Below are 24357 nucleotides of genomic sequence, written 5' to 3'. Positions count from 1 at the left end.
GGCGATCGACCGCAAAGCGGTCGCAGTCTTGCCGGAGCCCCGATAAACTCCGGGGATGAACCTCGATACCCGGATCAAATTCCGCCACCTGTTGTGCTTTCTCGAGATTGCCCGCCAGGGCAGTTTTGCCAAGGCCGCCGACACCATGGCGATCAGTCAGCCGGCCATCTCCAAGACCCTCAAGGAACTTGAAGACCTGCTGCAGACGCGGCTGTTCGAGCGCAGCAAGCAGGGCGTCGAGCTGACCCCGGCCGGGGTGCGTTTCATGCGCTACGCCGGCCCCAGCGTGCAGGCCCTGCGCGAAGGCGTCAGCACCTTGCGCGGCGAAGAGCATGCGCCGCCCCAGGTGCGTGTCGGCGTGCTGTCGACCGTCGAAAGCCTGCTGATGCCCGAAGTACTTTGCCGCCTGCACCAGCGCCATGACGCCCTGGTGGTCAGCGTTGCCACCGGCCCCAGCGCGCACCTGCTCGGGCAATTGCATGTGGGGGAACTGGACCTGGTGATCGGACGCATGACCGACAGCCCGCAAATCCAGGGGCTGATGTTCGAGCACCTGTACAGTGAGTCGATGTCGCTGGTGGTGCGCCCCGGTCATCCCTTGCTGGGCCGCCAGCCGATCGAGCGCAGCCAGGTCGGGCGCTACCCGCTGGTGTTGCCGCTGGCCGGCACGACCATCCGCAAGCACGCCGACAGCCTGTTCGTGCAGTGCGCCATCGAGCAACCCGCGCAGCGCCTGGAAACCCTGTCGCCGGCCCTCAGCCGCCGTTATGTGCAAGGCAGCGATGCGGTCTGGGTTGCGCCTCGGGATGCGGTGCGCGTCGACCTCGGCCGCGGTGAGCTGTGCGAGCTGGACCTGGGCGTCAGCGAGCCGGGCGGCTCGGTCGGCATCTGCAGCAACGCCGCCTTGCCCCTGGCAGTGCCGGCGCAATGGCTGTGCGAGGTTTTGCGCGAGGTGGCGGCGCAGTACCGCGACGGCCACTACCCTTGAGTGCCCGCTGACAACAGCGCGTTGATTTCTTGCAGGCCGGCATCGCCGAGGCTGCCGCTGGCGGCCAGCAGCCTGAGCTGGGCCAGCACGATTGAATAACGCTGTTCGGCCAGTTGCTGCTCGGTTTGGGTCACCTGCTGTTCGGCATCCAGCACATCGGCACTGATCCGCGCACCGGCTTCGAAGGCACGGGTGGTCGAGGTCAGGTTGGTCTGGCTCGAGCGCAGCGCCTGCTGCAGCGCCGCATACTGGCTGATGCCGCTGGTCAGGGTCAGGTAGGCCTGGCGCGCCATCAGGCCAGCCTCGCGGCGGGCGTCTTCGACTTCATCCAGGGCCACACCGTGCAGGGCGCGGGCCTCGCGGCTGCGGCTGGTAGTGCCGCCACCAGCGTACAACGGCAGGCTGACCTGCACACCGACCACGGTCTGGGTGTACTTTTCTTCCGGCAGGGTGACGTCGTACAGGCTGCCGCCCACCGAGGCGAAGCGCCCGTGAGCGGCCACCAGGTCGACCGTGGGCAAATGCCCGGCCTGTTGCTTGTCGATCTCCTTTTCTGCCACCAGGCGCTTGATCTGCGCCGCCTGGACCTTGAGGTTGTGCTGTTGCGCCTGCTCGGCCCAGGTGCCGATCAACGCCGGTTGCGGCCCCTGAAAACGCACCTGCGGGTCGAGTCGGGCGAGGGACGCGGGCACGCTGCCGGTCAACTGCGCCAGGGTTTCCTGGTGCAATTGCACGGCGTTGTGCGCGGCCATCTGCCGGGCATAGGCCAGGTCGTAGCGGGCCTGGATGCGCTGCACCTCGCTTTCGGTACCGGAGCCGGCCTGGTAGAAGCGTTCAGCCTTGCCGCGTTGCTCCTGCAGGGTGCGCACCTGCTGGTGGCTGGTGCCGAGCAGGTCTTCGGCCAGCAGCAGGTCAAAGTAGGCGTCGGCGACCCGCAGCATCAGGTCCTGGCGGGCGGCCTGCAGGTTGATTTCCCCGGCCAGCACCAGCGCCTTGCTCTGGTCATGGCCGATCACGTTCTGCCAGCGCAGCAGCGGCTGGATCAGCACCAGTGCGTAGGCATTGGAGTTGTCGCGATTGCGTGTCGCTGCACCGCTGTCGTCGCGGTCGACCCAAGCGGCGCCCCCTTCAAGTGACAGGTTGGGCAACAGCAGGGCGCGGCCTTGGGGTTCTTTTTCGTTGCTGGCACGTTGCTGTTCGATGGCCGCGGTGTATTTCATGTCATGGGCCAGGGCTTTTTGATAGAGCTGGTAGAGGTCATCAGCCCGGGCCTGCTGGCTGCTGCCGAGCAGTGCCAGGGCCATCAGGCCTGCGTGGATTCGCGAGAGTTGTTCGAGCACGGCAAGGCTTCCTGTTCGGGTTGAGCGATTCGTTTGGGGTTGCGCATCAGCAGGACCATCGGCACACCGATCAGCATGACTGCGCCGAGCAGGCCGAAAAGCATGCTGAAGCCGAGCATCTGTGCCTGTTCACGGGTATTGACCAGGACCAGCAGGGCTTGCGCCTGAGCGGGATCGCTGGTGCCCAGCGAAAGCACGCGCGGGTCGTAGCGGGCAACATCCCAGCCGCTGGCGATGATGCTCGACTCGGTGACGTGCTCGGATAATTGCCGGTAGCGCGCCCAGGAAAAGCGCGTCAGCAAAGTTGCGGCAATGGCGATGCCGACGCTGCCACCGAGCTGGCGCATGAGGTTGAGCACCCCCGAGCCGACCGAGATCAGTTGTGCAGGCAGTTGGCGCATCGCCAGGTTGGTGAGCGGAACGAAAATCATGCCCAGACCAAGCCCGCGGATAATCAGCGGCCAGTACAGGGTGTCGGGGCTGCTTTGCAGGGTGAACTGGGTGTGCAGGTACATCGCATAGCCGTAGATGAGGATGCCGATGCTGACGAACAGCCGTTCATCGATCTTGTTTTCCTGGGACAGCTTGCCGATCACCAGGGTGCTAACGGCGCTGGCCAGGGCGCCGGGAAAGATCACCATGCCGCTCTGGTAGGCACTCTGCTCAAGCAGCGTCTGCAGCAGCAACGGCACCATGAACAGTGTGCTGTACAGGCCGAAGCCGACACAAAAGGCACAGATCGAGCCCATGAGGAACTCGCGGTTGCGAAACAGCGCCATGTTGACGATCGGCGTGGCCACGCGCTGCTCCCACCAGAAAAACGCCAGCAGGCCGAAGCTGCCCAGCAACAGGCAGGCGATAGTCAGGTCCGACTCCAGCCAGTCCCAGTGTTCGCCACGCTCAAGCATGATCTGCAGGCTGCCGACGCCCAGGGCGAGCAGGGCGAAGCCGATGTAGTCGATGCTTTGCGGGCGTTTCTCGTTGATCGAGTCATGCACGCAGAGCCACGACAGAAGGATCGCCACAGCGCCGATCGGCAGGTTGATCAGAAAGATCCAGTGCCAGGAGAATTCATCAATCAGGTAACCGCCCACCGAGGGCCCCAGGGTCGGTCCCATCATTACCCCGACCCCGTACAGGGCCAGGCCAGTGCTGACCTTTTCCTTGGGGAACACGTCGTAGATGATCGCCTGGGAGATACCCAGCAAGCCACCGCCGGCCAGGCCCTGGATAATCCGAAAGGCCACCAGTTGCCAGAGTTCGGTGGACATCGCGCAGCCCAGCGAGGCCAGTACGAACAGGATCGAGGAAACCAGGTAGTAGTTGCGCCGGCCGAACCAGGCCGACAGCCAGCCACTGGCCGGGAGGATTACCACGTTGGCGACGATGTAACTGGTCGAGACCCAGGAAATTTCATCCACCGAGGCGCCGAAGCTGCCCATCAGGCTGGGAATGGCAACGTTGACGATGGTGACGTCGAGCAGCTCCATCATCGAGATCAGGGTCACGCTGAAGGCGACCAGCCAGGGCGATTTCATAAGCGTTGCTCATCACCGGTATCGACTTCGACCAAGGCGCTCATGCCCTGGCTCATGGCGGCCTGGTAAGGCAGCGCAAGCGGCTCAAGTTCGATCCGCGCTTGCAGGCGCTGGACCACCTTGGTGAAGTTGCCGCTGGCGTTTTCCTGCGGTAGCAACGAGAAGCGTGCCCCTGTGGCCGGCACCAGGCTCTGCACCCGGCCGCGCAATACCCTGTCGGGGAAGGCGTCGAGCGTGACGCGTGCTGGCTGGCCAACCCGGACCCGGCTGATCTGGGTCTCCTTGAAGTTGGCCACTACCCACAAATGATCGGTGGCGACCAGGCTCAGCAACTTTTGCCCGGCCACCACGAACTGCCCGGGTTCGACATGCTTGTCGGCGACGATACCGGCCAGCGGCGCGCGGTGACGGGTGTCTTGCAAGCGAATCTGCGCCAGTTCCAGGTCGGCCCGGGCGGCATCGATTCGATAGCTTTGCAACTTCAGCGCAGCCTGTTGCGCCAGGCTGCCCTGCGCCGCGGCCTGGGCGTTGTTGCGCGCGCCCTGCAACTGGTGGCCGAGGGCATCGAACTGCGCCTTGGCCGCTTCCAGGTCCTGGTTGCTGAGGACGCCTTGGGCGGCCAGGCGTTGGGCGCGCTGAAAGTCGCTACGGGCCTGTTCAAGCCCGGCAGAGAGCTGGCCGATGGTTGCGGTGGCGGCCTGGCTGTTGGCCGCCGCGCTGCGCGCCTGGCTATCAAGCAATCCGGGCGTGCCTTGGCTGCCGGTGGCCGCATGCAACCTGTTCAATGCTGCCTGGGCCTTGTCTCGTTGTTGCAGGTATTCATCATCGCGCAGCTGCAGCAACAGGTCGCCGCTGGCTACCCGGCCGTTGTGTTGCACCGGCACTTGCACAACGATGCCCGAAAGTCTGGCGCGGATCGGCACGATGATGCCCTCGACCTCGGCGTTATCGGTGCTGACGTATTGCAGTTTGTACTGCCAGCGTTGCCAGCCGAGCAGCATCAGGCTACCGATTACTGCGGTACAGACCACTAGCTTCAGGTAGGTAGGCTTGCCCATGAACTGCGCCTCTAGTCATCAAGAAGGGCAGAGCTTGGCGTGTGCAGCAGGTCAGGTATTGAACGAATCGCTCGTGCGCATCAACACGCCAGCCGCTTGCGCCGGAGACAGGCCGAGCATGCGCCGCATCATCCGGCTCAGGTGCGCCTGGTCGGCAAAGCCGCCATCCACGGCCGCTTCGCTCAAGCTATGGCCGGCTGCCAGGGCGTGTGCGGCGCGCTCCAGCTTGCGCCAGATGATCCACTGCGACAGCGGCACGCCCATGTCGCGCGTGGCCACGTGACGCAGGCGCGGGCTGGACAGCCCGACCGCTTCGGCTGCGCGGCCGACCGCGCCGCTGCCGTCGCAGTCTTCGCGCAACAAGGACAGGGCGCTGGCCAGGCGCGGGTCGAAATCCGCTGGGCTGCCGACGATGCGGTTCAGTGCCGCTACGGTCTGTTCGGTGCTGCGCTGCAGGGCGAAGCAGTCGACGATGGCCTGGCTGGCCAGGGCGCTGCCATTGAGTGGCAACTGTGCGTTGAGTGCGCGCCCCAGGGGCGATTCCGGGTAGATGAACAGAAACGCCAGCGGCTGCGGCTGTTGCACCGAGCGGTGTTTGACGAAAGGCCCGATGATGACGCCAGCGCCTTCCAGGCTGTGCTGTTCGAAATCGACCCGCACCGGGCCGCGAATCCCGATGCAAAGCTGGATGGCCACATGGCTGTGGGCCGATGAATCCTCACTGTGTCCCACATAGCCGAACCAGTAGTCGCTGAAGGTGACCCTGCCGTCCCACATTGCTGCCGTCCTTGCCGCTGCTGCGCTGCCCAGGATGATAACCGCCCGCTGCACGGCATCGATACAAACTGCTACAAAACCTCACCGGCGGATTTGCCCAACTGCCGGGTCCCGTCAATACTGGCCACTGGCTGCAGCCGAGGATGAAGAAGGTTTAATCTGGCTGAACTTATCCGGGTTTTCTTGCTCTCATGCCGGTAGCCATTGGTCGTGGCCGCCTGATAAGCTCGCGGCTTTACTCGATTGCCCTATTGGCGCATGAACAAGGAAATAGCATGAAACAGCATCGGTTGGCGGCTGCGGTTGCCCTGGTTAGCCTGGTACTGGCGGGTTGCGATTCGCAGACCAGCGTCGAGCTGAAGACTCCGGCACAGAAAGCCTCCTACGGTATTGGCCTGAACATGGGCAAAAGCCTGGCTCAGGAAGGCATGGACGACCTTGATTCGAAAGCTGTTGCTCAAGGTATCGAAGACGCTGTCGGCAAGAAAGAACAGAAGATCAAGGACGAAGAGCTGGTTGAAGCCTTCGCAGCCTTGCAAAAGCGCGCTGAAGAGCGCCTGGTCAAGATGAGCGAAGAGTCGGCTGCGGCCGGCAAGAAGTTCCTTGAAGAAAACGGCAAGAAGACTGGCGTAGTGACTACCGCTTCGGGCCTGCAGTACGAAGTGATCAAGAAGGCTGATGGCGCCCAGCCAAAACCGACTGACGTGGTAACCGTCCACTACGAAGGCAAGCTGATCGACGGCAAGGTCTTTGACAGCTCCGTCGAGCGTGGCAGCCCGATCGACCTGCCGGTCAGCGGCGTGATCCCGGGTTGGGTCGAAGGCCTGCAACTGATGCACGTGGGCGAGAAGTACAAGCTGTATATCCCGTCGGACCTGGCTTACGGCGCCCAGAGCCCGAGCCCGATGATCCCGGCCAACTCGGTGCTGGTATTCGAACTGGAACTGCTGGGTATCAAGGACCAGGCCAAGGCTGATGAGCCTGCCGATCCTGCTGCCGAGTAAGGCCAGCTGATACCGGCAACGCCCCGTCTCGACGGGGCGTTGTCGTTTCTGGGGTTTAACGAACCCTCGGGGCCATGCAGGGTCTTAAAAGCTGCGGCTGTTGACGAATCATGGCGCAGCGGGCAAAACGTTTGCGTGATTGAAACAGGTGTGTAAAAAACGCCCGATTTAACCCGGACCCTTGCCGGGCGGGCGCCTTGAGCCTGAAACTGAGCTCTGTTCACAAGGTTATCCACAATTATTGTGGATAACCTTCCTTGGCACTGGCCCTGGAGGCCGTATGAAAGCACCGTGGAATTTCGCCCGATTTCTGCCCCTGGCCGAGCGCTTGCTCAGCCGCGGGCGCCTGCCGGCGCTGATTTTTGCCGTGGCGCGCAAAGGCCCGCGGCTGGGCAAGCTGCGCGAGGACGTGCGCCTGATGCAGGCCCTGTGCCTGGCCTGGTGGCGCGGCGAGTACCGGGCCATCAGCCCCAAGGCGCTGATCACGGTAGTGGCGGGATTGTTGTATTTTGTCAGCCCGCTGGATGCGATCCCCGACTGGTTGCTGGGCGTCGGCATGCTCGACGACATCGCCGTGCTGGCCTGGGTGATGAAAGCCGTATCCGATGAACTGGCCGCTTTCAGCGCCTGGCGCAGCCGTCAGGCACCGGAAAAACTGCGGGTGGTCGAACGCCTGCCCGACACGCCGGAAGCGCTACGCCTGGAACAGGAAAAAAGCTGATCACATCGCGACCCTGCACACCCTTGTTGGCTGGTAATATAATTGGCATAAGGATTATGCCTACCGATTACATATCGTAATCCTACAAGGGGGTTGTAATGGGTATTCAGGTCATCAGCCGAGACGGTCAACCCGAGTACGCGGTTGTTCCCTGGGAGCAGTACCAGGCACTGCTTAAAGCAGCCGGGCAAGGCGAGCCGGTTGCCGCCGAAAACACACCATCCAGCGCCACAGACAGCGCCAGCTTGCCGAGTTTCAGCGAGCTGGCGCGTTTGCGTGAGGGCAAGGGCCTGGCGCCGGAGCAGCTGGCACGCAGCGTCGGCATCAGCCCGGTGTACCTGGCGCTGATCGAAAGCGGCGAACGCCAGCCGGATGCCGCGATCCGCCGCAGCCTGGCCTGGGAGCTGGGTGTGGCCGGCTGGAGCGAGCCGTCGTGAGCGTGCGGATCAGCCGCCAGCACTGGGAAGGCCTGCTCGGCGAGCTGGATGTCGCCCGCCGCCAACGTCACCTGCTGACTTACCGTGCCTTGCTCGAGCGTCTGCAATTGCCCAGCCCGGCCATGCAGACCCTGACCGCGGCGCTGGAGCACCTGGCGGCGCTTGACGCCCGCGCCGAGCAGCCGCTGCGCAGTTCGCTGGTGATCAGCCAGGGTGCCAGCCGTTTGCCGCGCACCGGTTTCTTCGAGTGCGTCGAGCGCCTGGGGCGTTTCTCCGGGCCGTCCGACGGTATGGCCGCAGCCTCCTGGCACGCCTCGGAAGTGGTGCGGGTGTTCGAGTACAGCTACCCCGAACACGAAGAAGCCTGAACGGCAGGCGCGGTATCGATCAGGTACAGGCTGTGCCCGGGCACATCCTTGGCCTGATGCTTGGCCTGTGAGGCCAGCTCGGCCAGTTGCCCGGCATCGAGCCCGGCACAGGCCTGCGGGTGCAACTGCACCACGCCGATCGACAGCGATAGCAAGGCGAATTCCTGGCGCCGGCCCTGACGGTCGGTGGCAACGAAGCACCCGGCCTGCAGGTGCTCGGCACGGTAGAAGCGCCGGCACTGTTTCTGAAAGTCCTCCAGCAACAGCTGCAAGCGCTGTTGCCAATCTTCCGAGCCCAGCACCAGCATGAAATCGTCGCCACCGATATGGCCGACGAAATCCCGGCTGGGGTCGACCCGTTCGCCCAGGCACTGGGCCAGGCACAGCAGCACTTCATCGCCGCGGGCATAGCCGTAGATATCGTTGAACGGCTTGAAACTGTCGATATCCACGTAACAGATCGCTGCCGCGCGTTGCTGTTGCAGCAGGCGGGTCAGGCACTGCTGGATTGGCACGTTGCCCGGTAGCAGGGTCAGCGGGTTGGCATAGCGGGCCTGCTGGATCTTCTGCTCGGTGATCAGCTTGAGCACGTCGATCACCCGCCCCAGGCCCAGGTAGCGGCCGTTGTGGGTGATGATGAAATCTTCTTCGATACGCTGGCGGGCGCGACTGGTGAGCAGGCGGCTGACCTGTTGCAGCGACTGGCCCAGATCCACGGCGAGAAAATCATCGCTCATCAACCGGCTGATCGGCTTGCGCGCGAACAAATCAGTGGCAAACGGCTTGAGCAGGGCCTCGGAGAGCGAGTGGCGATGCACGATGCCACATGGCTGCCCATGCGCGTCGAGCACCGCCAGGGAATTGAGATTTGCCTGGCTGCGAAACAGTTCGAGCACCTGCGGCGTGGGCGCCTCGCGGTTCACCGCGGGCTGTTCGATCAGCAGCGCGGCGAGGTTGCCGCTGTCTTCATTGAGGCTCTGCAGCACCTGCGCCGGTTGCCCGAGCATGCCCTGCACATCCCGCGCCGCCAGCTCCTGAGGGCGGCCCAGCAGGTAGCCCTGGACCAGGTCGACGCCCATCTCGGTGAGCACCTTGAGCTCTTCGGCCAGTTCGATACCTTCGGCAATCACCTGGGCTCGTGACGCTCGGGCGATCTGCAGGATCGAGCCGACGAACTCGCGCTTGACCGCATCCAGGTGGATGCCGTCGATGAAGTGACGGTCGATCTTGACGTAGTCCGGGCGCAGCTCCGACCACAGGCGCAGGCTCGAATAGCCGGCGCCGAGGTCGTCGAGGGCGATGGAAAAACCCATGTCGCGGTAGTGGTGCAGGGCGTTGAACAGCAGCTGGAAGTCGTCGGTCGGCGTCTGTTCGGTGAGCTCGATCACCACCCGGCTGGGCGGCACGCCAAGTTCGTGGAGCATCTTCAGGGTACGCCCGGACTGGTACTGCGGCTCGAGCAAGGATTCCGGCGAGACGTTGAGGAACAGCTTGCCTTCGAGGTTCTGCTGGCTGAAGCGCCGGCAGGCGCTCTCGCGGCAGGCCACTTCCAGCTCGGTCAGGCGGCCGGCCTGGCGGGCCACGGCGAACAGGTTGATCGGCGAGTGCAACGGGCTGTTGGACGGGCCGCGGCTCAGTGCTTCGTAGCCGAGGATGCGCCGTTCGGACAGGCAGACAATGGGTTGGAACAGGCTGTGCAAGCCGCTTTGAGCCAGGATGGTGCTCAACGCGCTGAGCTGTTCGTTGACGGTCATGGCAGGGCTACCTTGAAAAAAAGGGACTGAGCACCCGCGGCGCTCAGTCCCTTATTTCACGACAGTCTGATGACTATTTGATGACGCAATGACGCACAGTCACATTATTTTGCCATCACCGTTTTACGGGTTGTTCCGCGCCACCTGCGAATTCAGGCCCAGGTAATCCAGCAGGATCAGCCCGGACTCCTTCAGGTAGGCGTCGTCTTCCGGCTTGGTATCGTCCGGCTCGACCGGCAGGGCGTCTTCGTCTTCCTTCTTCAGTTCCTTGAGCGGCTCTTCGCCCTTGGCCTTGCGTCGGGTGTTTTCCAGCGCCAGCTGCTTGCTTTCGATATCGGCATGCTGGGCACGGCGTTCGGCTTCGTTGAGGCTGACGGTTTTCTCGTTCATCAGCTTCTGGGTCAGGGCCAGGCGGTCGCGGATATAGACGAACTCCGGATCCTTGGCCGTACGGGTGTCGTGACGGGCCTTGAGCTGGGCCAGGAACGGCTTGAACGGGTCGACCGCAGGCTTGATCGCCGGGCGGATGGTGTCCCATGGCATGGCTTCGGGCAGGGCGCTTTCGCCGATTTCCTTGGTGTCGATGATCGACGGGTAATCGATGTCCGGCAGCACGCCCTGGTGCTGGGTGCTCTGCCCGGAAACCCGGTAGAACTTGGCCAGGGTCAGTTTCAGCTCGCCATGGTTGAGCGGCTGGATGGTCTGCACCGTGCCTTTGCCGAAGGTCTGCCCGCCAAGGATCAGCGCGCGGTGATAATCCTGCATGGCGCCAGCGAAAATTTCCGACGCCGAGGCCGACAGGCGGTTGACCACCAGCGCCAGCGGGCCTTTGTAGAAGGCGCCGCTATTCTCGTCCTCAAGCACGTCGACGCGGCCGTCGCTGTTGCGCACCAGCACCGTCGGGCCCTTGTCGATGAACAGGCTGGTCAGCTCGGTGGCTTCCTGCAGCGAGCCGCCGCCGTTGTTGCGCAGGTCGATGACCACGCCGTCGACTTTTTCCTTCTGCAGTTCGGTCAGCAGTTTCTTCACATCGCGGGTGGTGCTCTTGTACTCCGGATCGCCGGCACGGAAGGCCTTGAAGTCCAGGTAGAAGGCCGGGATCTCGATGATGCCGAGCTTGTAGTCGCGCCCGTCCTGCTTGAGCTTGAGCACCGATTTTTTCGCGGCCTGCTCTTCGAGTTTCACCGCTTCACGGGTGATTGGCACGATCTTGGTGGTCTGGTCGTTCGGCGCGTTGCTGGCCGGGATGATTTCCAGGCGCACCACCGAGCCTTTCGGCCCGCGAATCAGCTTGACCACTTCATCCAGGCGCCAGCCGATCACGTCGACCATTTCCTTGTTGCCCTGGGCCACGCCGATGATCTTGTCGGCCGGTGCCACCAGCTTGGTCTTGGCGGCAGGGCCGGCCGGTACCAGACGCACGATCTTGACCTGGTCGTTGTCGCTTTGCAGCACGGCACCGATACCTTCGAGCGACAGGCTCATGTTGATATCGAAGTTTTCCGCGTTGTCGGGCGACAGGTAGTTGGTGTGCGGGTCGTAGGACTGGGCGAAGGTGTTGATGTAGGCCTGGAAGATGTCTTCGGCGCGGGTCTGGTCCAGGCGCGTGAGCTGATTCTTGTAGCGCTTGGTCAGCAGCTCCTGGATCGCCTTGGGCTCTTTGCCGGCGATTTTCAGGCGCAGCACTTCATCCTTGACGCGTTTGCGCCAGAGGTCGTCGAGCTCGGCCTGGTTCTTCATCCACGGAGCGTCCTTGCGGTCGATCAGCAAGGTCTCCTTGGTGGTGAAGTCGAAGTTGTCGACGCCCTTGTTCAGCTCGGCGAGGGCGAAGTCCAGACGCGATTTGACCCGGTCCAGGTAGCGCTTGTAGATGGTGAACCCGGGGTCGAGATTGCCGCTCTTGAGGAAATCGTCGAACTGGGTCTTCCATTTGTCGAACTCGGCGATGTCGCTGGCGGTGAAGTAGCTGCGCGCAGGATCGAGGAGTTTGAGGTAGCTGTCGTAGATGATTACCGAGCGCGCATCGTTGAGCGGCGGCTTGCTGTAGTGGTGGCGCTTGAGCAGCTCGACCACATTGAGGCTGGCGACCACTTCATCGCGGTCAGGCTGGAGCTTATCCCAGCTGTTGGCGGCCCATGCACTGCCCGCCAATGGCAGACTGCCCAGACCGATCAACAGGGCGAGGGTGGTGCTCGGCAGAAAATGCTTCATGCTGATTCGACGTAGGGACAATTGATCACGCATATTAGGCCGTCTTTGAATTCGCCGGTTCCATGAAAACCGGACGCATAATGCAAAAAGCCCGGGGCTACAGCACCCGGGCTCAGTCATGACTCAACTATGGAGGCACTGTGAAGGCATTGCAAGGCGTTGACGGACATGTGGAGTGGGTTGCGACGACAAGTCCAGCTTGCGATATCGGTCAAGTACGAATTCGCGTGGCCGCAGCCGGCCTCAATCGTGCCGACCTGCTCCAGCGTGCCGGGCTCTACCCGCCACCGCCGGGGGCCAGCGAGTTTCTCGGCCTGGAATGCTCAGGGATCATCAGCGAAGTGGGCGCCGGTTCCTCCTGGAAGGTCGGCGATCGGGTCTGTGCCTTGCTCGCCGGCGGCGGCATGGCCGAGGAAGTGGTGGTCGATGGCCGCCACGTGTTGCCGGTACCCGAAGGCCTCAGCCTGCAGGAAGCAGCGGCAATCCCCGAGGTGTATGCCACGGCCTGGCTCAACGTGTTCCAGCTGGCCGCGCTCAAGCCCGGTGAGAAGGTGTTGCTGCATGCCGGCGCCAGTGGCGTCGGTTCGGCGGCGATCCAGCTGTGCAAGGCCTTTGGCAGCCCGTGCTGGGTCAGCGTTGGCTCGGCCGAGCGGCTGGCTTATTGCCAAGGGCTGGGCGCCAGCGGCGGCGTGGTGCGTGGTGAAGACCTCAACGCGCTGAATGATTTCGCCCCATTCAACGTGATCCTCGACCCGGTCGGCGCCAACTATGCCGAGCTCAACCTCAAGCTGCTGGCACGGGACGGACGCTGGGTGATCATCGGCCTGATGGGCGGGCGCAAGGCCGAGCTGGACCTGGCGCAACTGCTGGGCAAGCGCGTGCAGGTAATGGGTTCGACTTTGCGTACCCGTGATGATCAGTTCAAGGCTGACCTGCTCAGCGATCTGGGCCAACAGGTGTGGCCGCTGTTCAGTGAAGGCCGGCTCAAGCCGCAACTGGCCAAGGCCTTCCCGATCAAGGATGCCGAAGCGGCGTTTGCCGAGCTGGCGAGTAATCAGGTGTCGGGCAAGCTGGTGCTGGTGATCGACGAGAGCCTGGTGTAGTCCGCCAATCGCTGGCAAGCCAGCTCCCACAGGTCAGGTGTATGCAGTACCTGTGGGAGCTGGCTTGCCAGCGATGCTTTTCATTTCCAGGTATGAATCGGCCACTTGTTCTTCTCGGCCTGCTCGAGCAACACCGGGTCCGGATTGACCACATGCGGGAAATCCACCTTCAGCAGCAACGGCAGATCGTTGCGTGAATCCGAGTAGAAACTCGCGCCTTCAAGGTTTTCTTCTTCCTGGTCCAGCCATTCCAGCAAGCGGGTGATCTTGCCTTCGCGGTAGGTCAGCACGCCAGTGGTCTTGCCGGTATAGGCGCCGCGCTCAACCTCCAGCTCAATGCCGAGAATCTCATCGATGCCCAGGCGGTCGGCAATCGGCTTGACCAGGTGGGTACCGGAGGCCGAAATCACCAGGATCCGGTCGCCAGCCTTGCGGTGGGCGGCAATGGTTTTGGTGGCGTCACTGAAGATGATCGGCTCGATGAAATCTTCCACCCACGGTGCTACAAGATGCTCGACTTCTTCCGGGGTGCGGCCAATCAGCGGCTCCAGGCTGAAGGTCATATAGTCCTCCATGGCCAGATGGCCCTTGCCGTAGGCATCCATCAGTGCCTTGTCACGACGCAGGAACGACTCGCCATCGACCCAGCCAAGGCGGACCATCTGCTCGCTCCACAATGACGCGCAGTCACCGTGGATCAGGGTTTCGTCCAGATCGAAAATCGCTAGTGCCATATTCAGAAAAACTCCTGTGCAACCCTCAGGCGACTTCGCAGAGGGCGGTGGGATCGATCGACAAGGATACCCGCTGGCCATCCGGGTGCAGGTCGGCGGACGAGCGGTTGAGCACATCGACCAGCAATTCTACCCCGCGCGCTTCGACCCGGTAGCGGATCACGTTGCCGAGCAGGCTGTGACTGCGTACCAGCCCCTCGAGTTCGCCGTTGAGGCTCAGGACGATGGCTTCCGGGCGGATTGCCAGGCGGCTGCCAATCGGCCGCTGCAGCAGGCGGCTGGCGCTGTCGGCATCGAGCAGGTTGTAGTTGCCGATGAAGCCGGCAGCAAATACGTCCACCGGCGCGGTATAGAGGGTTTCGGCATCGCCGCTCTGAACGATGCGGCCCTGGTTCATGAGGAAGATGCGGTCAGACAGGGTCAGCGCTTCTTCCTGGTCATGGGTGACGAAGATGGTGGTCAGGCCCAGCTCGCGCTGGATGGCACGGATCTGCTCGCGCAGGTGTTTGCGAATACGCGCGTCCAGCGCCGACAGCGGCTCGTCGAGCAGCAGCAGGCGCGGGCGGGTGACCAGCGAGCGGGCCAGGGCCACGCGCTGGCACTGGCCGCCGGACAGCTGGTGCGGGTAGCGGCGGGCAAAATCCTGCAGCTCGACCAGTTGCAGCACCTCGCGTACCCGCGCCTGGCTATCGTCGCTGTTGACCTTCTGCATGCGCAGGCCAAACGCGACGTTCTGCTCGACGGTCATGTTGGGGAACAGCGCGTAGCTCTGGAACACCATGCCGATCCCGCGCTTTTGCGGGCTTAGCGGCACCAGGTCGTTGCCATCGAGCAAGATCCGCCCGCTGTCCACGGCGGTCAGCCCGGCGATGCAGCGCAACAGGGTGGATTTGCCGCAACCGGAAGGGCCGAGCAGGGTGACGAATTCGCCGCGTTCGATCTGGCAGTTGATGTCGTTGAACACCGGGCTGCCGGCATAGCTTTTTTGCAGGTTCTGTACGCTGACGAAGCTCATATCAGGACTTGTCCTTGTTCAGGCGGTTGGCTGCCCAGGTCAGCACCAGCACGAAGAGGAAATAGGAAACCACCAGGGCACTGTTGAAGTGGCCGCTGCTGTTGCGCATGTTGTTGAGGTACACCTGCAGGGTCTCGTAGCGGGTGCCGACCAGCAGGTTGGCGAACACGAACTCACCGAACAGGAACGAGAACGACAGCAGCAAGGCCACCATCAGGCCCTTGCGCAGGTTCGGCAACACCACCAGGAAGGCGGCCTGGAAGGTGCTGGCACCGAGCAGCTGGGCGGCGTCCATCAGGTCGCGCAGGTTGATCGCCTGCAGGTTGTTGGTGATCGCCCGGTACATGAACGGCAGGGCCACGGTGAAGTAGCAGCCGATCAGGATCCACGGCGTGCCGACCATGGCCATCGGCCCCGAGCCGTAGAGTTGCAGCAGGCCCACCGACGACACCACTGGCGGCACCGCGAAGGGCAGCAGGATGAGGATGTTCATCAGCGCATCGAGCCGGGGGAAGTGGTAATGCACCACGAACAACAGCGGCAGGATCAGCAGCACCGACAGCAGCAGGGCGCCGACACAGACCAGCAGCGACTGGCCGAAGGCGGCGAGAAAGCGCGGGTCGCTCCACAGCGCCAGGTACCACTTGAAGGTCAGGCCGCTGGGCAACAGGCTGGCCGACCAACTGGTGGCCAGCGAGTAGAGCAGGGTGCCGGCCAGCGGCAGCAGCAGAATGATGAACAGCAGGTAGACCACCAGGCGGTGGTACAACGTGGCAGAGCCCGGTTCAGCGCGCGACATGGTAGCTCCGCTTCAACAGCCATTGATGGACGAAAGTCACCAGGGTCATCAGCCCGACCAGGATGACCGCCAGGGCGCTGGCCAGGTTCGGGTCCAGCGAGATGTCGCCGGCCACCAGCGCGGCGATGCGGATCGGCAGCACGTTGAAGTTGCCGGTGGTCAGCGCATAGACCGTGGCGTAGGCGCCCAGGGCGTTGGCCAGGAGGATCACGAAGGTGCCCAGCAGCGCCGGGGTGAGCACCGGCAGGCCGATGTGCCGCCAGTATTGCCAGGCGCCGGCGCCAAGCAGCTCGGCCGATTCGCGCCAGTCCTCGCGCAGGGCGTCGAAGGCCGGGTAGAGCAACAGCACGCCGAGGGGGATCTGGAAATAGGTGTAGAGGATGATCAGCCCGGTCTTGGAATAGAGGTTGAAGTCTTCGATGATCCCGGCCTGTTTCAGCAGCATCGTCAACGCGCCGTTGAAGCCGAGCAGGATGATGAAGGCAAAGGCCAGCGGCACCCCGGAGAAGTTGCTGGTCATGTTGGCGAAGGCGTTGACGAAATCGCGCAGGCGCGAGTCGACCCGGCGCAAGGAATAGCTGCCGAGGATGGCGATGAGGATGCCGAACAGGCTTGACCAGAAGCTGATTTCCAGGCTGTGCTGGATCGCTTGGCGATAGAACTTCGAGCTGAATATCTTGCTGAAATTATCCAGGCCCCAGGTCGATTCCACCTGCACGCTGTGGAGCATTACCCAGGCCAGCGGGGCGATCTGGAAGATGATGAAAAACACTGCGAAAGGTACCAGGCAGAGCAGGGCCAGCCATTTGCCGCGCGTGATCGAATTCACTTGAGCAGCTCCCGGCACACCGGTTTGTCGTGGGGCACGCCGAGCAATTCGCAAAGGGTGCCGCACAGTTCGGTCTGCAGCGGCTTGGCTGCCGGGTCGAGGCTGAACGCCTCGCCAAAGACAAACAGTGGTACTTCGCGTTCTTCGGCCAACAGGCCGTTGTGCGAGCGGTCGTTGTTCATGCCGTGGTCGGCGGTGACCAGCACTTGATAGCCCTCTTCGAGCCAGGTGCGCAGGTAGTCGGCCAGGAGGATGTCGGCGCTGCGCGCGCTGTTGCGGTACTGGCTGCTGTCCAGGCCGTGACGGTGGCCGGCATCGTCGATGTTCATCGGGTGCACCAGAAGAAAGTTCGGTGCATGACGGCGGCGCAGGTATTCGGCGTCGGCGAACAGGTGCGAGTCGGGGTAGTGGTCGGCGTAGTAGAACAGCCCGTGCTGGATCGGCAGCTTGGGCGCGTGGGTGTGGCGGTCGCGCAGCGGGTCGAAGGGCGAGCGGTTGTACAGCTCGCTCATCCAGTGATAGGCCGCCGCTGCCGTGCCCAGGCCGGCTTCGCGGGCGTAGTGGAATACGCTGCGCTGGTTGGACAGGCGGTTGACGTTGTTATGGACGATGCCGCTGTCGATCGGCGCGACACCGGTGAGGATGCATTCGTACAGCGGCCGTGACAACGACGGCAGCTCGCATTCGACCCGGTACAGCGCGGCGCGGTCGGCTTCGACATAAGCATGCAGATGGCCCATGGCGTGGTGCGCGACCTGATGGTTGAGGCCATCGAGCAGGACCAGGATGACGTTGTGGTTCATAGGGACTCCGCAATTGTGGCTGACCTCATCGCTGGCAAGCCAGCTCCCACAGACCTTGTGGGAGCTGGCTTGCCAGCGATTGGGGGTAGCAGGTATTGCCTGACACCCCCTTGAAGGTTCACTCCATCTCGATGATCACTTGCTCCTGCCACTTCTGCGGCAGGGCCTTGGAGGTCGCTTCCCACGCCGCCGCATCCTTGATCGGCTGCACGGCGCGGTACTGCTCGTTAGGCAGCAGCTTGGCCTGAACCTCGGCCGGCAACTTCAGGTGCTCGGCACGGATCGGCCGGGCGTGACCTTCGGCCAGGTTGATCTGCCCGGCATCGCTGAAGATGTACTCGCGGGTCAGTTTGGCGGCGTTGGGGTTTTTCGCGTACTTGTTGATGATCGTGGTGTAACCGGAGATCACCGAACCGTCAGACGGGATCAGCACCTCGAAGCGTTTCGGGTCGATCTGCTGGCGGTAGCTCAGGCCGTTGAAGTCCCAGACCACACCGACTTCGATCTCGCCCTTCTCCAGGGTCTGGATGGTCGGGTTGGCCAGCGACAGGCGCTTCTGCTGGGCCAGCTTGGTGAACAGCTGCAGGCCCGGTTCGATGTTCTTCTCGTCACCTTTGTAGGCAATGGCTGCGGCCAGTACGCCGTTGGCGGCCTGGGCGGCGGTGCCGACGTCACCGATGGCGACCTTGTACTTGCCTTTTTCCAGGTCATGCCAGGTTTTCGGCATGTCTTGTTCCTTCACCAGTTGCTTGTTGATGATGAAGGCGATGGTGCCGGTATAGGCCAGGGCCCAGTGGCCATCCTGGTCCTTGGCCCAGCCCGGGATCTGATCCCAGGTGCTCGGCTTGTACGGCTGGGTCACGCCCTTGGCCACGGCGATCGGGCCGAAGGCGGCGCCGACGTCACCGATGTCGGCACTGGCGTTGTCTTTTTCGGCATCGAACTTGGCCACTTCCTGGGCCGAGCTCATGTCGGTGTCCATGTGCTTGAGGCCGTATTTTTTCGCCAGGTCTTCCCAGGTGCCTTTCCAGTTGGCCCAGGCATCGGGCATGCCCACGCTGTTGACCGCGCCTTCCTTGCGAGCGGCGTCCTCGAGGGCCTTGAGGTCGGTGTCGGCGGCCATGGCCGTGGTGCACAGAGCGATGCTCGAGCCTAACAGTGACGCCAGAAAAAACTGTTTCATCCGAAGCTCCTTGATGGGTGCCTTGCAAAACGCTAATGGTGTTGTTGGACGTTGTTGCGGTTCGGTTGGTCTAGGTCAGCAATACCTGAGCCAAGGTAGGCCTGTTGCATGACAATTTGATGTCCAGGCGTGCTGCCAGCCAGGGCTCGCGCCCCTGAAAATCAAGCGTAGACCACCCTGGCTGTCATCTGGCATTCATCTGGAGTGCCTAGGCTTGCACTATTCTCATAGCCCTGAAGGCGCCAAATGTGGGCGCTGCCGGTGCTGGACTAGTCCAGATAGGTAACCTTTGATGCAGCCACTGCCGCCACGCGCAGTAACAGCCATCTGTCATGCCCTGCAGGAGCAGATCGAGCATGGCCTCCTGTCGCCCGGCTGCAAGCTGCCGGCCGAACGCAAGCTCAGCGAGGTGTTCGACACCACGCGCATTACTCTGCGTGAGGCGCTGGTGCAACTGGAGGCGCGCGGGCTGATTTACCGCGAGGAGCGGCGCGGCTGGTTTGTCGCGCCCGCACGGCTGACCTACGATCTGAACGAGCGCAGTCACTTCCATGCCATGGTCCGTGAGCAAGGGCGCGAGGCGCGCACCGAACTATTGTCGGCGCGCCTGCAGCCAGCGGCGGCAACGGTGTGCGCGCGGCTGCAACTGGCGCCGTTGTCGAGTGTGATCCAGGTCTGCCGGCTACGCCGGATTGACGGGCGCGCGGTGCTGTATGCCGAGCACTACCTGAACCCTGAATACTTTCCGAGCATTCTCGAGCATGACCTGAGCCAGTCGCTGACCGAGCTCTATGCCCGCCATTACGCCATCGAGTATGGCCGGGTGCGTTTCGAGATCCTGCCGACCGCCTTGCCGGTGGCGGCGGCGCTGGCGCTCAAGGTGTCGGCGGGCAGCCCCGGCCTGCACATCACCCGGGTCAACAGCGACCAGCACGGGCGGCTGATCGACTGTGACCTGGAGTATTGGCGCCATGATGCGATCCGCATCAAGGCCGAAGCCGGTTAGGCCTTGGTGGGCGTTTCGCTGAACGGTGTGCTGGCATCGGCGGTGATCACCTGCACGCTCAGGCGCGGGGTGGCCAGGTCCAGGCCGGCTTCATCGAGCTGACGCTTGAGCGCCAGGTTGAAGGCCCGCGACACTTCCCACTGTTTGATCGGCGCGGTCTTGAAACGCGCGCGCAGGATCGCCGAGCCCGACTCGAAGCTTTCCACGCCTTGCAGTTCAAGCGGCGACCAGATGTTGCGGCGCATCAGCGGGTCGTTGCGCATCTTCTGGCCGACATCGCGGATCAGGGTGATCGCCTGGTCGATGTTCATGCTGTGCGGGATGGCCACGCGGAAGATCGCGTAGCCGAACTCGCGCGAGTAGTTCTTGATGCTCTTGATCTCGCTGAACGGGATGGTGTGGACGATGCCGTCGATATCGCGCAGGCGCACAGTACGGATGGTCAGGCCTTCGACCGTGCCCAGGTGGCCGCCGACATCGACGTAGTCGTCGATGGCCAGGGAGTCTTCGATGATGATGAACAGCCCGGTGATCAGGTCGGCGACCAGCGATTGCGCGCCAAAACCGATGGCCAGGCCGATGACACCGGCACCGGCCAGCAGCGGGGTGACGTTCATGCCCATGTTGGCCAGGGCGACGATCACCGCAATGATGAAGATCGCCACGAACAGCACGTTGCGGATCAGCGGCATCATGGTTTGCGCGCGAGCATTGGCCAGGCCCTTGCGCGAGCGGGTCAGGGCGTGGTGCACGGCGGTGTCGGCGAGAATCCACACCAGCCAGGCGGCGATCAGGGTGCCGGCCAGGCCGAACAGGCGCACCGCCACTTCATGGCCTTCGCCTTCGGCAAATCCGATCAGCGAAAAGCCCCAGACGCGCAGGCCGAGTTCGATGAACACCAGCCAGATGGCCAGGTGCACCAGGGTGTAGGTAAAGCTCTTCAAGCGTTCCGAGTACACCGCCTGACGACGGTTGGCCCGCTGCGGCTTGAGCCCGTGGCGGCGCACCAGGCCGTTGATGACCATGCACAAAATCAGCAGCACCGTGCACATCAGTGACTGGCGCAGGGCGGTGCTGGTGTCGCCGGCGGAGATGAAGGTGGCGATCAGCGAGATCGCCACCAGCACCAGCGCCGGCAGGTACCAGAAGGTCCCGAGGATTTCGATGGTGTCGCTCAACGCCCGGCGGGTCAGGCGCCGTGACAGCGGCTGGTTGCGGATCAGGTGGGCGATGGGCCGGCGAAAGCGCAGGATGAACAACCCGGTAGACAGCCCGGCAAGGATATTGGCCAGGGTTGCCAGGGTGTGCGACAGGTGATCGCCCAGGGCGCTGGCCATGCGCGGGTCGTTCATGGCCTCGCCGAAGGCGGCGAAGCTGCCGATCAGCCACAGCGGGCGAAAGGCCTGGTGGCGGAGAATGTGCAGGGCGCGATGGCGGTGCGGGCCGTCGAGCAAAGAGAAGGCGATGACGCAGATCGCCGAGAAGCAGGTACCCACCACCAGCGCGTAGGCCAGGACCATGGCCATCGACTTGCCCAGTGACGAGGGCAGGGCGAAGCTCAGGTACACGGTGATCACCAGCGCCACCAGCCAGGGCCCGAGCTTGCGCAGGGCGAAGCGCACCAGGTCCCAGGTCCGTGGATGTTGTGGCAGTTCTTCGGTGAGGCCGAAGCGCAGGCGGACCTGGTGGCCGACCCAGTTCAGGGCGTAGGCCAGCAGACTCCACAGGGCAATGATCGCGGCAAAGCCGAAGAGGATCGGCGGCCACTCGTGCCAGGGCACCAGGCGGGCGTCGAGCTCGATCTGCGCCAGCTCCAGTTCGCGGGTCCAGCGGTTGAACGGGCTGGCCTCGCCGCTGAACTGTTTTTCCAGCTCGTTGAAGGTGCTGCCGATCAGGCCCAGCACGCCTTGTTCGGCACTGGGTTGCGCCTGCTTGGTGCTGTCGCGCAGCTTTTTCAGATCGGCCAGCAGCTTGGCCCGTTGCTGGTCGTTCTCCAGGCTCTTGATCACTTCGTCCAGTGACTGGCCCAGGGGTTCTGTGGCTTCGGGCTGGGCCTTGCCGCCGCCGCCGAGCAGGCCCGGCAGGCCGGCGGCGTGCGCTGGCGCAACCAAGAACAAGGGCAGAAGCAGGAGAATAACGCGGAAAAAGACAGGCACCGGACAATCAACCTCAAAACGATCAATCGCCCGAGTGTAGTGTATTTGTCAGTTGAGTTTCTCGAGGATCTTCCAGCACATGATGCCGATCATGCCCAGGGTACCGACCCACATCATCAGTACACCGATATTGCGATCGCGCATGTTGAAGCCCACGGTCAGCAGGATCAGGCCGGCGATGACCGGAAGGAACAGAGAGGCAAAGGCTGACATGCGGCAAGGTCCTTACTTGAGAGTTATGGCTCAAGCATAGCGGGATTCGCCGGGGGGAGGGTTGATCGGGGTCAGGCTGGCGGGCCTCATCGCTGGCAAGCCAGCTCCCACAGGTTCGGCATGTGGGAGCTGGCTTGCCAGCGATGCAGACGCCGCGCAGTTACGGCAGGTCGCGGCTGCGATAGAACGCCGTCAGCACCTTGACCAGGTGCGCCAGGTCATGGCTGCCGCACAGCTCGCGGATCGAGTGCATGGCGAAGGTCGGCAGGCCGATATCGACGGTGCGCACGCCCAGGTGGCTGGCGGTGATCGGGCCGATGGTCGAGCCGCAGCCCATGTCGCTGCGCACCACGAAGCTCTGCACCGGCACTTCCTCGGCCATGCACAGGTGGCGGAAGAAGCCGGCGGTTTCGCTGTTGGTGGCGTAGCGCTGGTTGTTGTTGACCTTGATCACCGGGCCGGCATTGAGCTTGGGGCCGTGATTGCCGTCGTGCTTGTCGGCGTAGTTGGGGTGCACGCCGTGGGCGTTGTCGGCCGAGACCAGCAGCGAGCGCTGGATCGCGCGGACAAAGTCGTCGCCGTCGGGCAGCAGGCGGCGCAGGGTCTGTTCGAGCATCGGGCCGTCGGCGCCACAGGCCGAGCAAGAGCCCACCTCTTCGTGGTCGTTGCACACCAGCACGCAGGTTTCATCGCTGTCGGCAGTGAGCAGTGCCTGCAGGCCGGCATAACAGGACAGCAGATTGTCCAGGCGGGCGCCGGCAATGAACTCGCCGTGCAGGCCGATCAGAGCGGCGCTCTGGGTATCGTAGAAACTCAGTTCGTAGTCCAGCACCACATCGGCGTTCAGGCCGTGCTCACGGGCCAGTTGGTCGGTAAGCAGGGCGCGGAAATCGACGCGCTCGTCACCGGCGACCTGGGCCAGGATCGGCGGCAGTTCGGTCTGCGGGTTGATCGCCCAGCCTTCGTTGGCGGTGCGGTTGAGGTGGATCGCCAGGTTCGGGATCACCGCGATCGGCAGCTTGAAATCGACCAGCTGGCTTTCGACTTTGCCGTCACGGCGGAAGGTTACCCGCCCGGCCAGCGACAGGTCACGGTCGAACCACGGTGCGAGCAGGGCGCCGCCGTAGACTTCCACGCCCAGTTGCCAGAAGCCCTGGCGTTGCAGCTCGGGCTGTGGCTTGACCCGCAGGCACGGGCTGTCGGTGTGGGCGCCGACCAGGCGGATACCGTCGAGCAGCGGCGAGTGACGGCCGAGCTTGAAGGCGATAATCGAGGAATCGTTGCGGGTCAGGTAGTAGCGACCGCCGGCCACGGTGGCCCAGCTGTCGCGCTCGTCCAGGCGCTGGTAACCGGCGGCATCGAGGCGCTGGGCCAGGGCGGCGGTGGCATGGAACGGCGTAGGGGAGGCCTTGAGGAAGTCGATCAGGCCTTGATTCAGTGCATCGCGCATAGGTCACTCCAGACAGCAGTGGCGCGAGTTTAGCGTACTTGGCTGGGGATTTGTGCGGACCCCATCGCCGGCAAGGCCGGCTCCCACACAGGTCCTGTGGGAGCCGGCCTTGCCGGCGATTGGAGCGCTGCGGTCGATCAGAACGGCGCCGGACACTCGAAGCGCAGCCGCTCCCCGGAAACCGGATGGGTAAAGCTCAGCATGCTCGCATGCAGGCACAGCCGCTCATGGGCCGCCAGCGCCTCGGGATAGGCATACAGGCGATCGCCGAGCAGCGGGTGACCGATCGACAGCATGTGCACGCGCAACTGGTGCGAGCGCCCGGTGATCGGCGTCAGCTCAACCCGGCAATGATCGCCACAACGCTCGACGATGCGCCAGAAGGTCAGGGCATGCTTGCCTTGCTCATGGTCGACCACGTGCCGCGGCTTGGTCGGCGGGTCGTAGCGCAGCGGCAGGTCGATGCTGCCGCTGTCCAGCGCCGGCTGGCCCCAGCACAAGGCGGTGTAGGCCTTCTCGGTTTCGCGGTCGTGAAACTGGCGGGACAGTTCGCGGTGACTGTCGGCGTCGCGGGCCAGGAGGATGATCCCCGAGGTTTCCCAGTCCAGGCGGTGGACGATCAGGGCATCGGGGTAGCCGTTTTCCTGCAGGCGGGTGATCAGGCAATCCTTGTTGTCTTCGGCCCGGCCCGGCACGGACAGCAGCAGGGTCGGCTTGTTGACCACCAGGATGGCGTCATCTTCATGCAGGATGTGAACGTTGGACAGCGGCATTGCGTGTTCCAAAATAGTTGTGGGAGCGGGGGGGGGGTGGGGGGGGAGGTGGGAGAAGGACAAGAACAACAAAAAACAAATAAACACCCCCACCACC

At 63.4% G+C, this 24357-nt stretch carries 23 protein-coding genes; 7 read left to right on the top strand and 16 right to left on the bottom strand.

What is annotated here, in order from left to right; genetic code table 11:
- The first annotated feature begins 55 nt into the window (after positions 1-55).
- Complete coding sequence (gene pcaQ, locus ABM562_RS27820; RefSeq protein ID WP_346617870.1) at positions 56-988, top strand: pca operon transcription factor PcaQ; 933 nt, start codon at positions 56-58, stop codon at positions 986-988.
- Here pcaQ and ABM562_RS27815 read toward each other — a convergent pair.
- The 4 genes from ABM562_RS27815 to ABM562_RS27800 are packed head-to-tail and all read right to left on the bottom strand — an operon-like array spanning position 979 to position 5701.
- A complete protein-coding gene (locus ABM562_RS27815) occupies positions 979-2328 on the bottom strand; it encodes a TolC family outer membrane protein (protein ID WP_460423941.1) in 1350 nt (449 codons plus the stop codon). The two genes, pcaQ and ABM562_RS27815, sit on opposite strands and share 10 nt — an antisense overlap.
- A complete protein-coding gene (locus ABM562_RS27810) occupies positions 2292-3866 on the bottom strand; it encodes a DHA2 family efflux MFS transporter permease subunit (RefSeq protein WP_258578232.1) in 1575 nt (524 codons plus the stop codon). The genes ABM562_RS27815 and ABM562_RS27810 overlap by 37 nt, the downstream gene beginning before the upstream one ends.
- Positions 3863-4924 carry an HlyD family secretion protein gene (locus ABM562_RS27805; RefSeq protein ID WP_460423940.1) on the bottom strand — a complete coding sequence of 354 codons (1062 nt, stop codon included), beginning with the start codon at positions 4922-4924 and terminating at the stop codon, positions 3863-3865. The genes ABM562_RS27810 and ABM562_RS27805 overlap by 4 nt, the downstream gene beginning before the upstream one ends.
- A gap of 51 nt (positions 4925-4975) precedes the next feature.
- A complete protein-coding gene (locus ABM562_RS27800; protein ID WP_095161521.1) occupies positions 4976-5701 on the bottom strand; it encodes an AraC family transcriptional regulator in 726 nt (241 codons plus the stop codon).
- A gap of 275 nt (positions 5702-5976) precedes the next feature.
- Here ABM562_RS27800 and ABM562_RS27795 point away from each other — a divergent pair, with 275 nt between their 5' ends.
- From ABM562_RS27795 to ABM562_RS27780, 4 genes are all read left to right on the top strand, one after another.
- Entirely contained in the window at positions 5977-6705 is a 729-nt protein-coding gene (locus ABM562_RS27795) for an FKBP-type peptidyl-prolyl cis-trans isomerase (protein ID WP_095161523.1), read from the top strand.
- 280 nt (positions 6706-6985) lie between these two features.
- Positions 6986-7426 (top strand): YkvA family protein, encoded by a 441-nt coding sequence (locus ABM562_RS27790; protein WP_115085779.1) that lies wholly within the window; start codon positions 6986-6988, stop codon positions 7424-7426.
- Positions 7427-7524: 98 nt separating this feature from the next.
- A complete protein-coding gene (locus tag ABM562_RS27785) occupies positions 7525-7863 on the top strand; it encodes a helix-turn-helix domain-containing protein (protein ID WP_115085780.1) in 339 nt (112 codons plus the stop codon).
- Positions 7860-8231: a hypothetical protein gene (locus tag ABM562_RS27780; protein ID WP_010224211.1), complete on the top strand. Its 372-nt coding sequence runs from the start codon at positions 7860-7862 to the stop codon at positions 8229-8231. The genes ABM562_RS27785 and ABM562_RS27780 overlap by 4 nt, the downstream gene beginning before the upstream one ends.
- Here the strand turns inward: ABM562_RS27780 and ABM562_RS27775 are convergent.
- Entirely contained in the window at positions 8207-9985 is a 1779-nt protein-coding gene (locus tag ABM562_RS27775) for a bifunctional diguanylate cyclase/phosphodiesterase (protein WP_233673615.1), read from the bottom strand. The two genes, ABM562_RS27780 and ABM562_RS27775, sit on opposite strands and share 25 nt — an antisense overlap.
- Positions 9986-10108: 123 nt before the next feature.
- Positions 10109-12196, bottom strand: coding sequence for a carboxy terminal-processing peptidase (locus tag ABM562_RS27770; protein ID WP_166675656.1), 2088 nt, complete (start codon positions 12194-12196; stop codon positions 10109-10111).
- Between the two features lie 140 nt (positions 12197-12336).
- Here ABM562_RS27770 and ABM562_RS27765 point away from each other — a divergent pair, with 140 nt between their 5' ends.
- Entirely contained in the window at positions 12337-13299 is a 963-nt protein-coding gene (locus tag ABM562_RS27765) for an NAD(P)H-quinone oxidoreductase (protein WP_115085783.1), read from the top strand.
- Between the two features lie 80 nt (positions 13300-13379).
- Here ABM562_RS27765 and ABM562_RS27760 read toward each other — a convergent pair whose 3' ends face one another.
- From ABM562_RS27760 to ABM562_RS27735, 6 genes are all read right to left on the bottom strand, one after another.
- Positions 13380-14033 (bottom strand): HAD family hydrolase, encoded by a 654-nt coding sequence (locus ABM562_RS27760; protein WP_460423939.1) that lies wholly within the window; start codon positions 14031-14033, stop codon positions 13380-13382.
- A gap of 25 nt (positions 14034-14058) precedes the next feature.
- Complete coding sequence (locus ABM562_RS27755) at positions 14059-15048, bottom strand: ABC transporter ATP-binding protein (RefSeq protein WP_115085785.1); 990 nt, start codon at positions 15046-15048, stop codon at positions 14059-14061.
- A gap of 1 nt (position 15049) precedes the next feature.
- On the bottom strand, positions 15050-15847 hold the full coding sequence (locus tag ABM562_RS27750; RefSeq protein ID WP_115085786.1) for an ABC transporter permease: 798 nt from the start codon (positions 15845-15847) through the stop codon (positions 15050-15052).
- Positions 15834-16676, bottom strand: a complete 843-nt coding sequence (locus ABM562_RS27745; RefSeq protein ID WP_115085787.1) for an ABC transporter permease — start codon at positions 16674-16676, stop codon at positions 15834-15836. Before ABM562_RS27745 ends, ABM562_RS27750 begins: the two co-directional genes overlap by 14 nt.
- Positions 16673-17479, bottom strand: coding sequence for an alkaline phosphatase family protein (locus ABM562_RS27740; protein ID WP_233673618.1), 807 nt, complete (start codon positions 17477-17479; stop codon positions 16673-16675). The genes ABM562_RS27745 and ABM562_RS27740 overlap by 4 nt, the downstream gene beginning before the upstream one ends.
- A gap of 118 nt (positions 17480-17597) precedes the next feature.
- Positions 17598-18662 carry an ABC transporter substrate-binding protein gene (locus tag ABM562_RS27735; RefSeq protein ID WP_115085789.1) on the bottom strand — a complete coding sequence of 355 codons (1065 nt, stop codon included), beginning with the start codon at positions 18660-18662 and terminating at the stop codon, positions 17598-17600.
- Between the two features lie 292 nt (positions 18663-18954).
- On the opposite strand from ABM562_RS27735, the gene phnR reads away from it, so the two are divergent.
- On the top strand, positions 18955-19668 hold the full coding sequence (gene phnR, locus ABM562_RS27730) for a phosphonate utilization transcriptional regulator PhnR (RefSeq protein WP_115085790.1): 714 nt from the start codon (positions 18955-18957) through the stop codon (positions 19666-19668).
- Here the strand turns inward: phnR and ABM562_RS27725 are convergent.
- From ABM562_RS27725 to ABM562_RS27710, 4 genes are all read right to left on the bottom strand, one after another.
- A complete protein-coding gene (locus tag ABM562_RS27725) occupies positions 19665-21824 on the bottom strand; it encodes a mechanosensitive ion channel family protein (RefSeq protein WP_460423938.1) in 2160 nt (719 codons plus the stop codon). The genes phnR and ABM562_RS27725 overlap by 4 nt on opposite strands.
- Positions 21825-21872: 48 nt before the next feature.
- Entirely contained in the window at positions 21873-22037 is a 165-nt protein-coding gene (locus ABM562_RS27720) for a hypothetical protein (protein WP_166675657.1), read from the bottom strand.
- A gap of 160 nt (positions 22038-22197) precedes the next feature.
- Positions 22198-23487 (bottom strand): M18 family aminopeptidase, encoded by a 1290-nt coding sequence (locus ABM562_RS27715; protein WP_115085792.1) that lies wholly within the window; start codon positions 23485-23487, stop codon positions 22198-22200.
- 137 nt (positions 23488-23624) lie between these two features.
- Positions 23625-24260 carry an RluA family pseudouridine synthase gene (locus ABM562_RS27710; protein ID WP_115085793.1) on the bottom strand — a complete coding sequence of 212 codons (636 nt, stop codon included), beginning with the start codon at positions 24258-24260 and terminating at the stop codon, positions 23625-23627.
- Positions 24261-24357: the final 97 nt, after the last annotated feature.

The sequence above is a fragment of the Pseudomonas sp. ZL2 genome, assembly GCF_054788455.1.
Note: the sequence above shows the minus strand (reverse complement) of the source record. Positions and strands in the feature narration are given on the sequence as shown.

Coding starts and splice junctions, on each gene's coding strand:
- ABM562_RS27795 (WP_095161523.1), top strand. CDS start 5,977: ATGAAACAGCATCGGTTGGCGGCTGCGGTTGCCCTGGTTAGCCTGGTA.
- ABM562_RS27770 (WP_166675656.1), bottom strand. CDS start 12,196: ATGAAGCATTTTCTGCCGAGCACCACCCTCGCCCTGTTGATCGGTCTG.
- ABM562_RS27710 (WP_115085793.1), bottom strand. CDS start 24,260: ATGCCGCTGTCCAACGTTCACATCCTGCATGAAGATGACGCCATCCTG.
- phnR (WP_115085790.1), top strand. CDS start 18,955: ATGCAGCCACTGCCGCCACGCGCAGTAACAGCCATCTGTCATGCCCTG.
- ABM562_RS27785 (WP_115085780.1), top strand. CDS start 7,525: ATGGGTATTCAGGTCATCAGCCGAGACGGTCAACCCGAGTACGCGGTT.
- ABM562_RS27775 (WP_233673615.1), bottom strand. CDS start 9,985: ATGACCGTCAACGAACAGCTCAGCGCGTTGAGCACCATCCTGGCTCAA.
- ABM562_RS27750 (WP_115085786.1), bottom strand. CDS start 15,847: ATGTCGCGCGCTGAACCGGGCTCTGCCACGTTGTACCACCGCCTGGTG.
- ABM562_RS27735 (WP_115085789.1), bottom strand. CDS start 18,662: ATGAAACAGTTTTTTCTGGCGTCACTGTTAGGCTCGAGCATCGCTCTG.
- ABM562_RS27800 (WP_095161521.1), bottom strand. CDS start 5,701: ATGTGGGACGGCAGGGTCACCTTCAGCGACTACTGGTTCGGCTATGTG.
- ABM562_RS27790 (WP_115085779.1), top strand. CDS start 6,986: ATGAAAGCACCGTGGAATTTCGCCCGATTTCTGCCCCTGGCCGAGCGC.
- ABM562_RS27810 (WP_258578232.1), bottom strand. CDS start 3,866: ATGAAATCGCCCTGGCTGGTCGCCTTCAGCGTGACCCTGATCTCGATG.
- ABM562_RS27760 (WP_460423939.1), bottom strand. CDS start 14,033: ATGGCACTAGCGATTTTCGATCTGGACGAAACCCTGATCCACGGTGAC.
- ABM562_RS27740 (WP_233673618.1), bottom strand. CDS start 17,479: ATGAACCACAACGTCATCCTGGTCCTGCTCGATGGCCTCAACCATCAG.
- ABM562_RS27715 (WP_115085792.1), bottom strand. CDS start 23,487: ATGCGCGATGCACTGAATCAAGGCCTGATCGACTTCCTCAAGGCCTCC.
- ABM562_RS27755 (WP_115085785.1), bottom strand. CDS start 15,048: ATGAGCTTCGTCAGCGTACAGAACCTGCAAAAAAGCTATGCCGGCAGC.
- ABM562_RS27805 (WP_460423940.1), bottom strand. CDS start 4,924: ATGGGCAAGCCTACCTACCTGAAGCTAGTGGTCTGTACCGCAGTAATC.
- ABM562_RS27720 (WP_166675657.1), bottom strand. CDS start 22,037: ATGTCAGCCTTTGCCTCTCTGTTCCTTCCGGTCATCGCCGGCCTGATC.
- pcaQ (WP_346617870.1), top strand. CDS start 56: ATGAACCTCGATACCCGGATCAAATTCCGCCACCTGTTGTGCTTTCTC.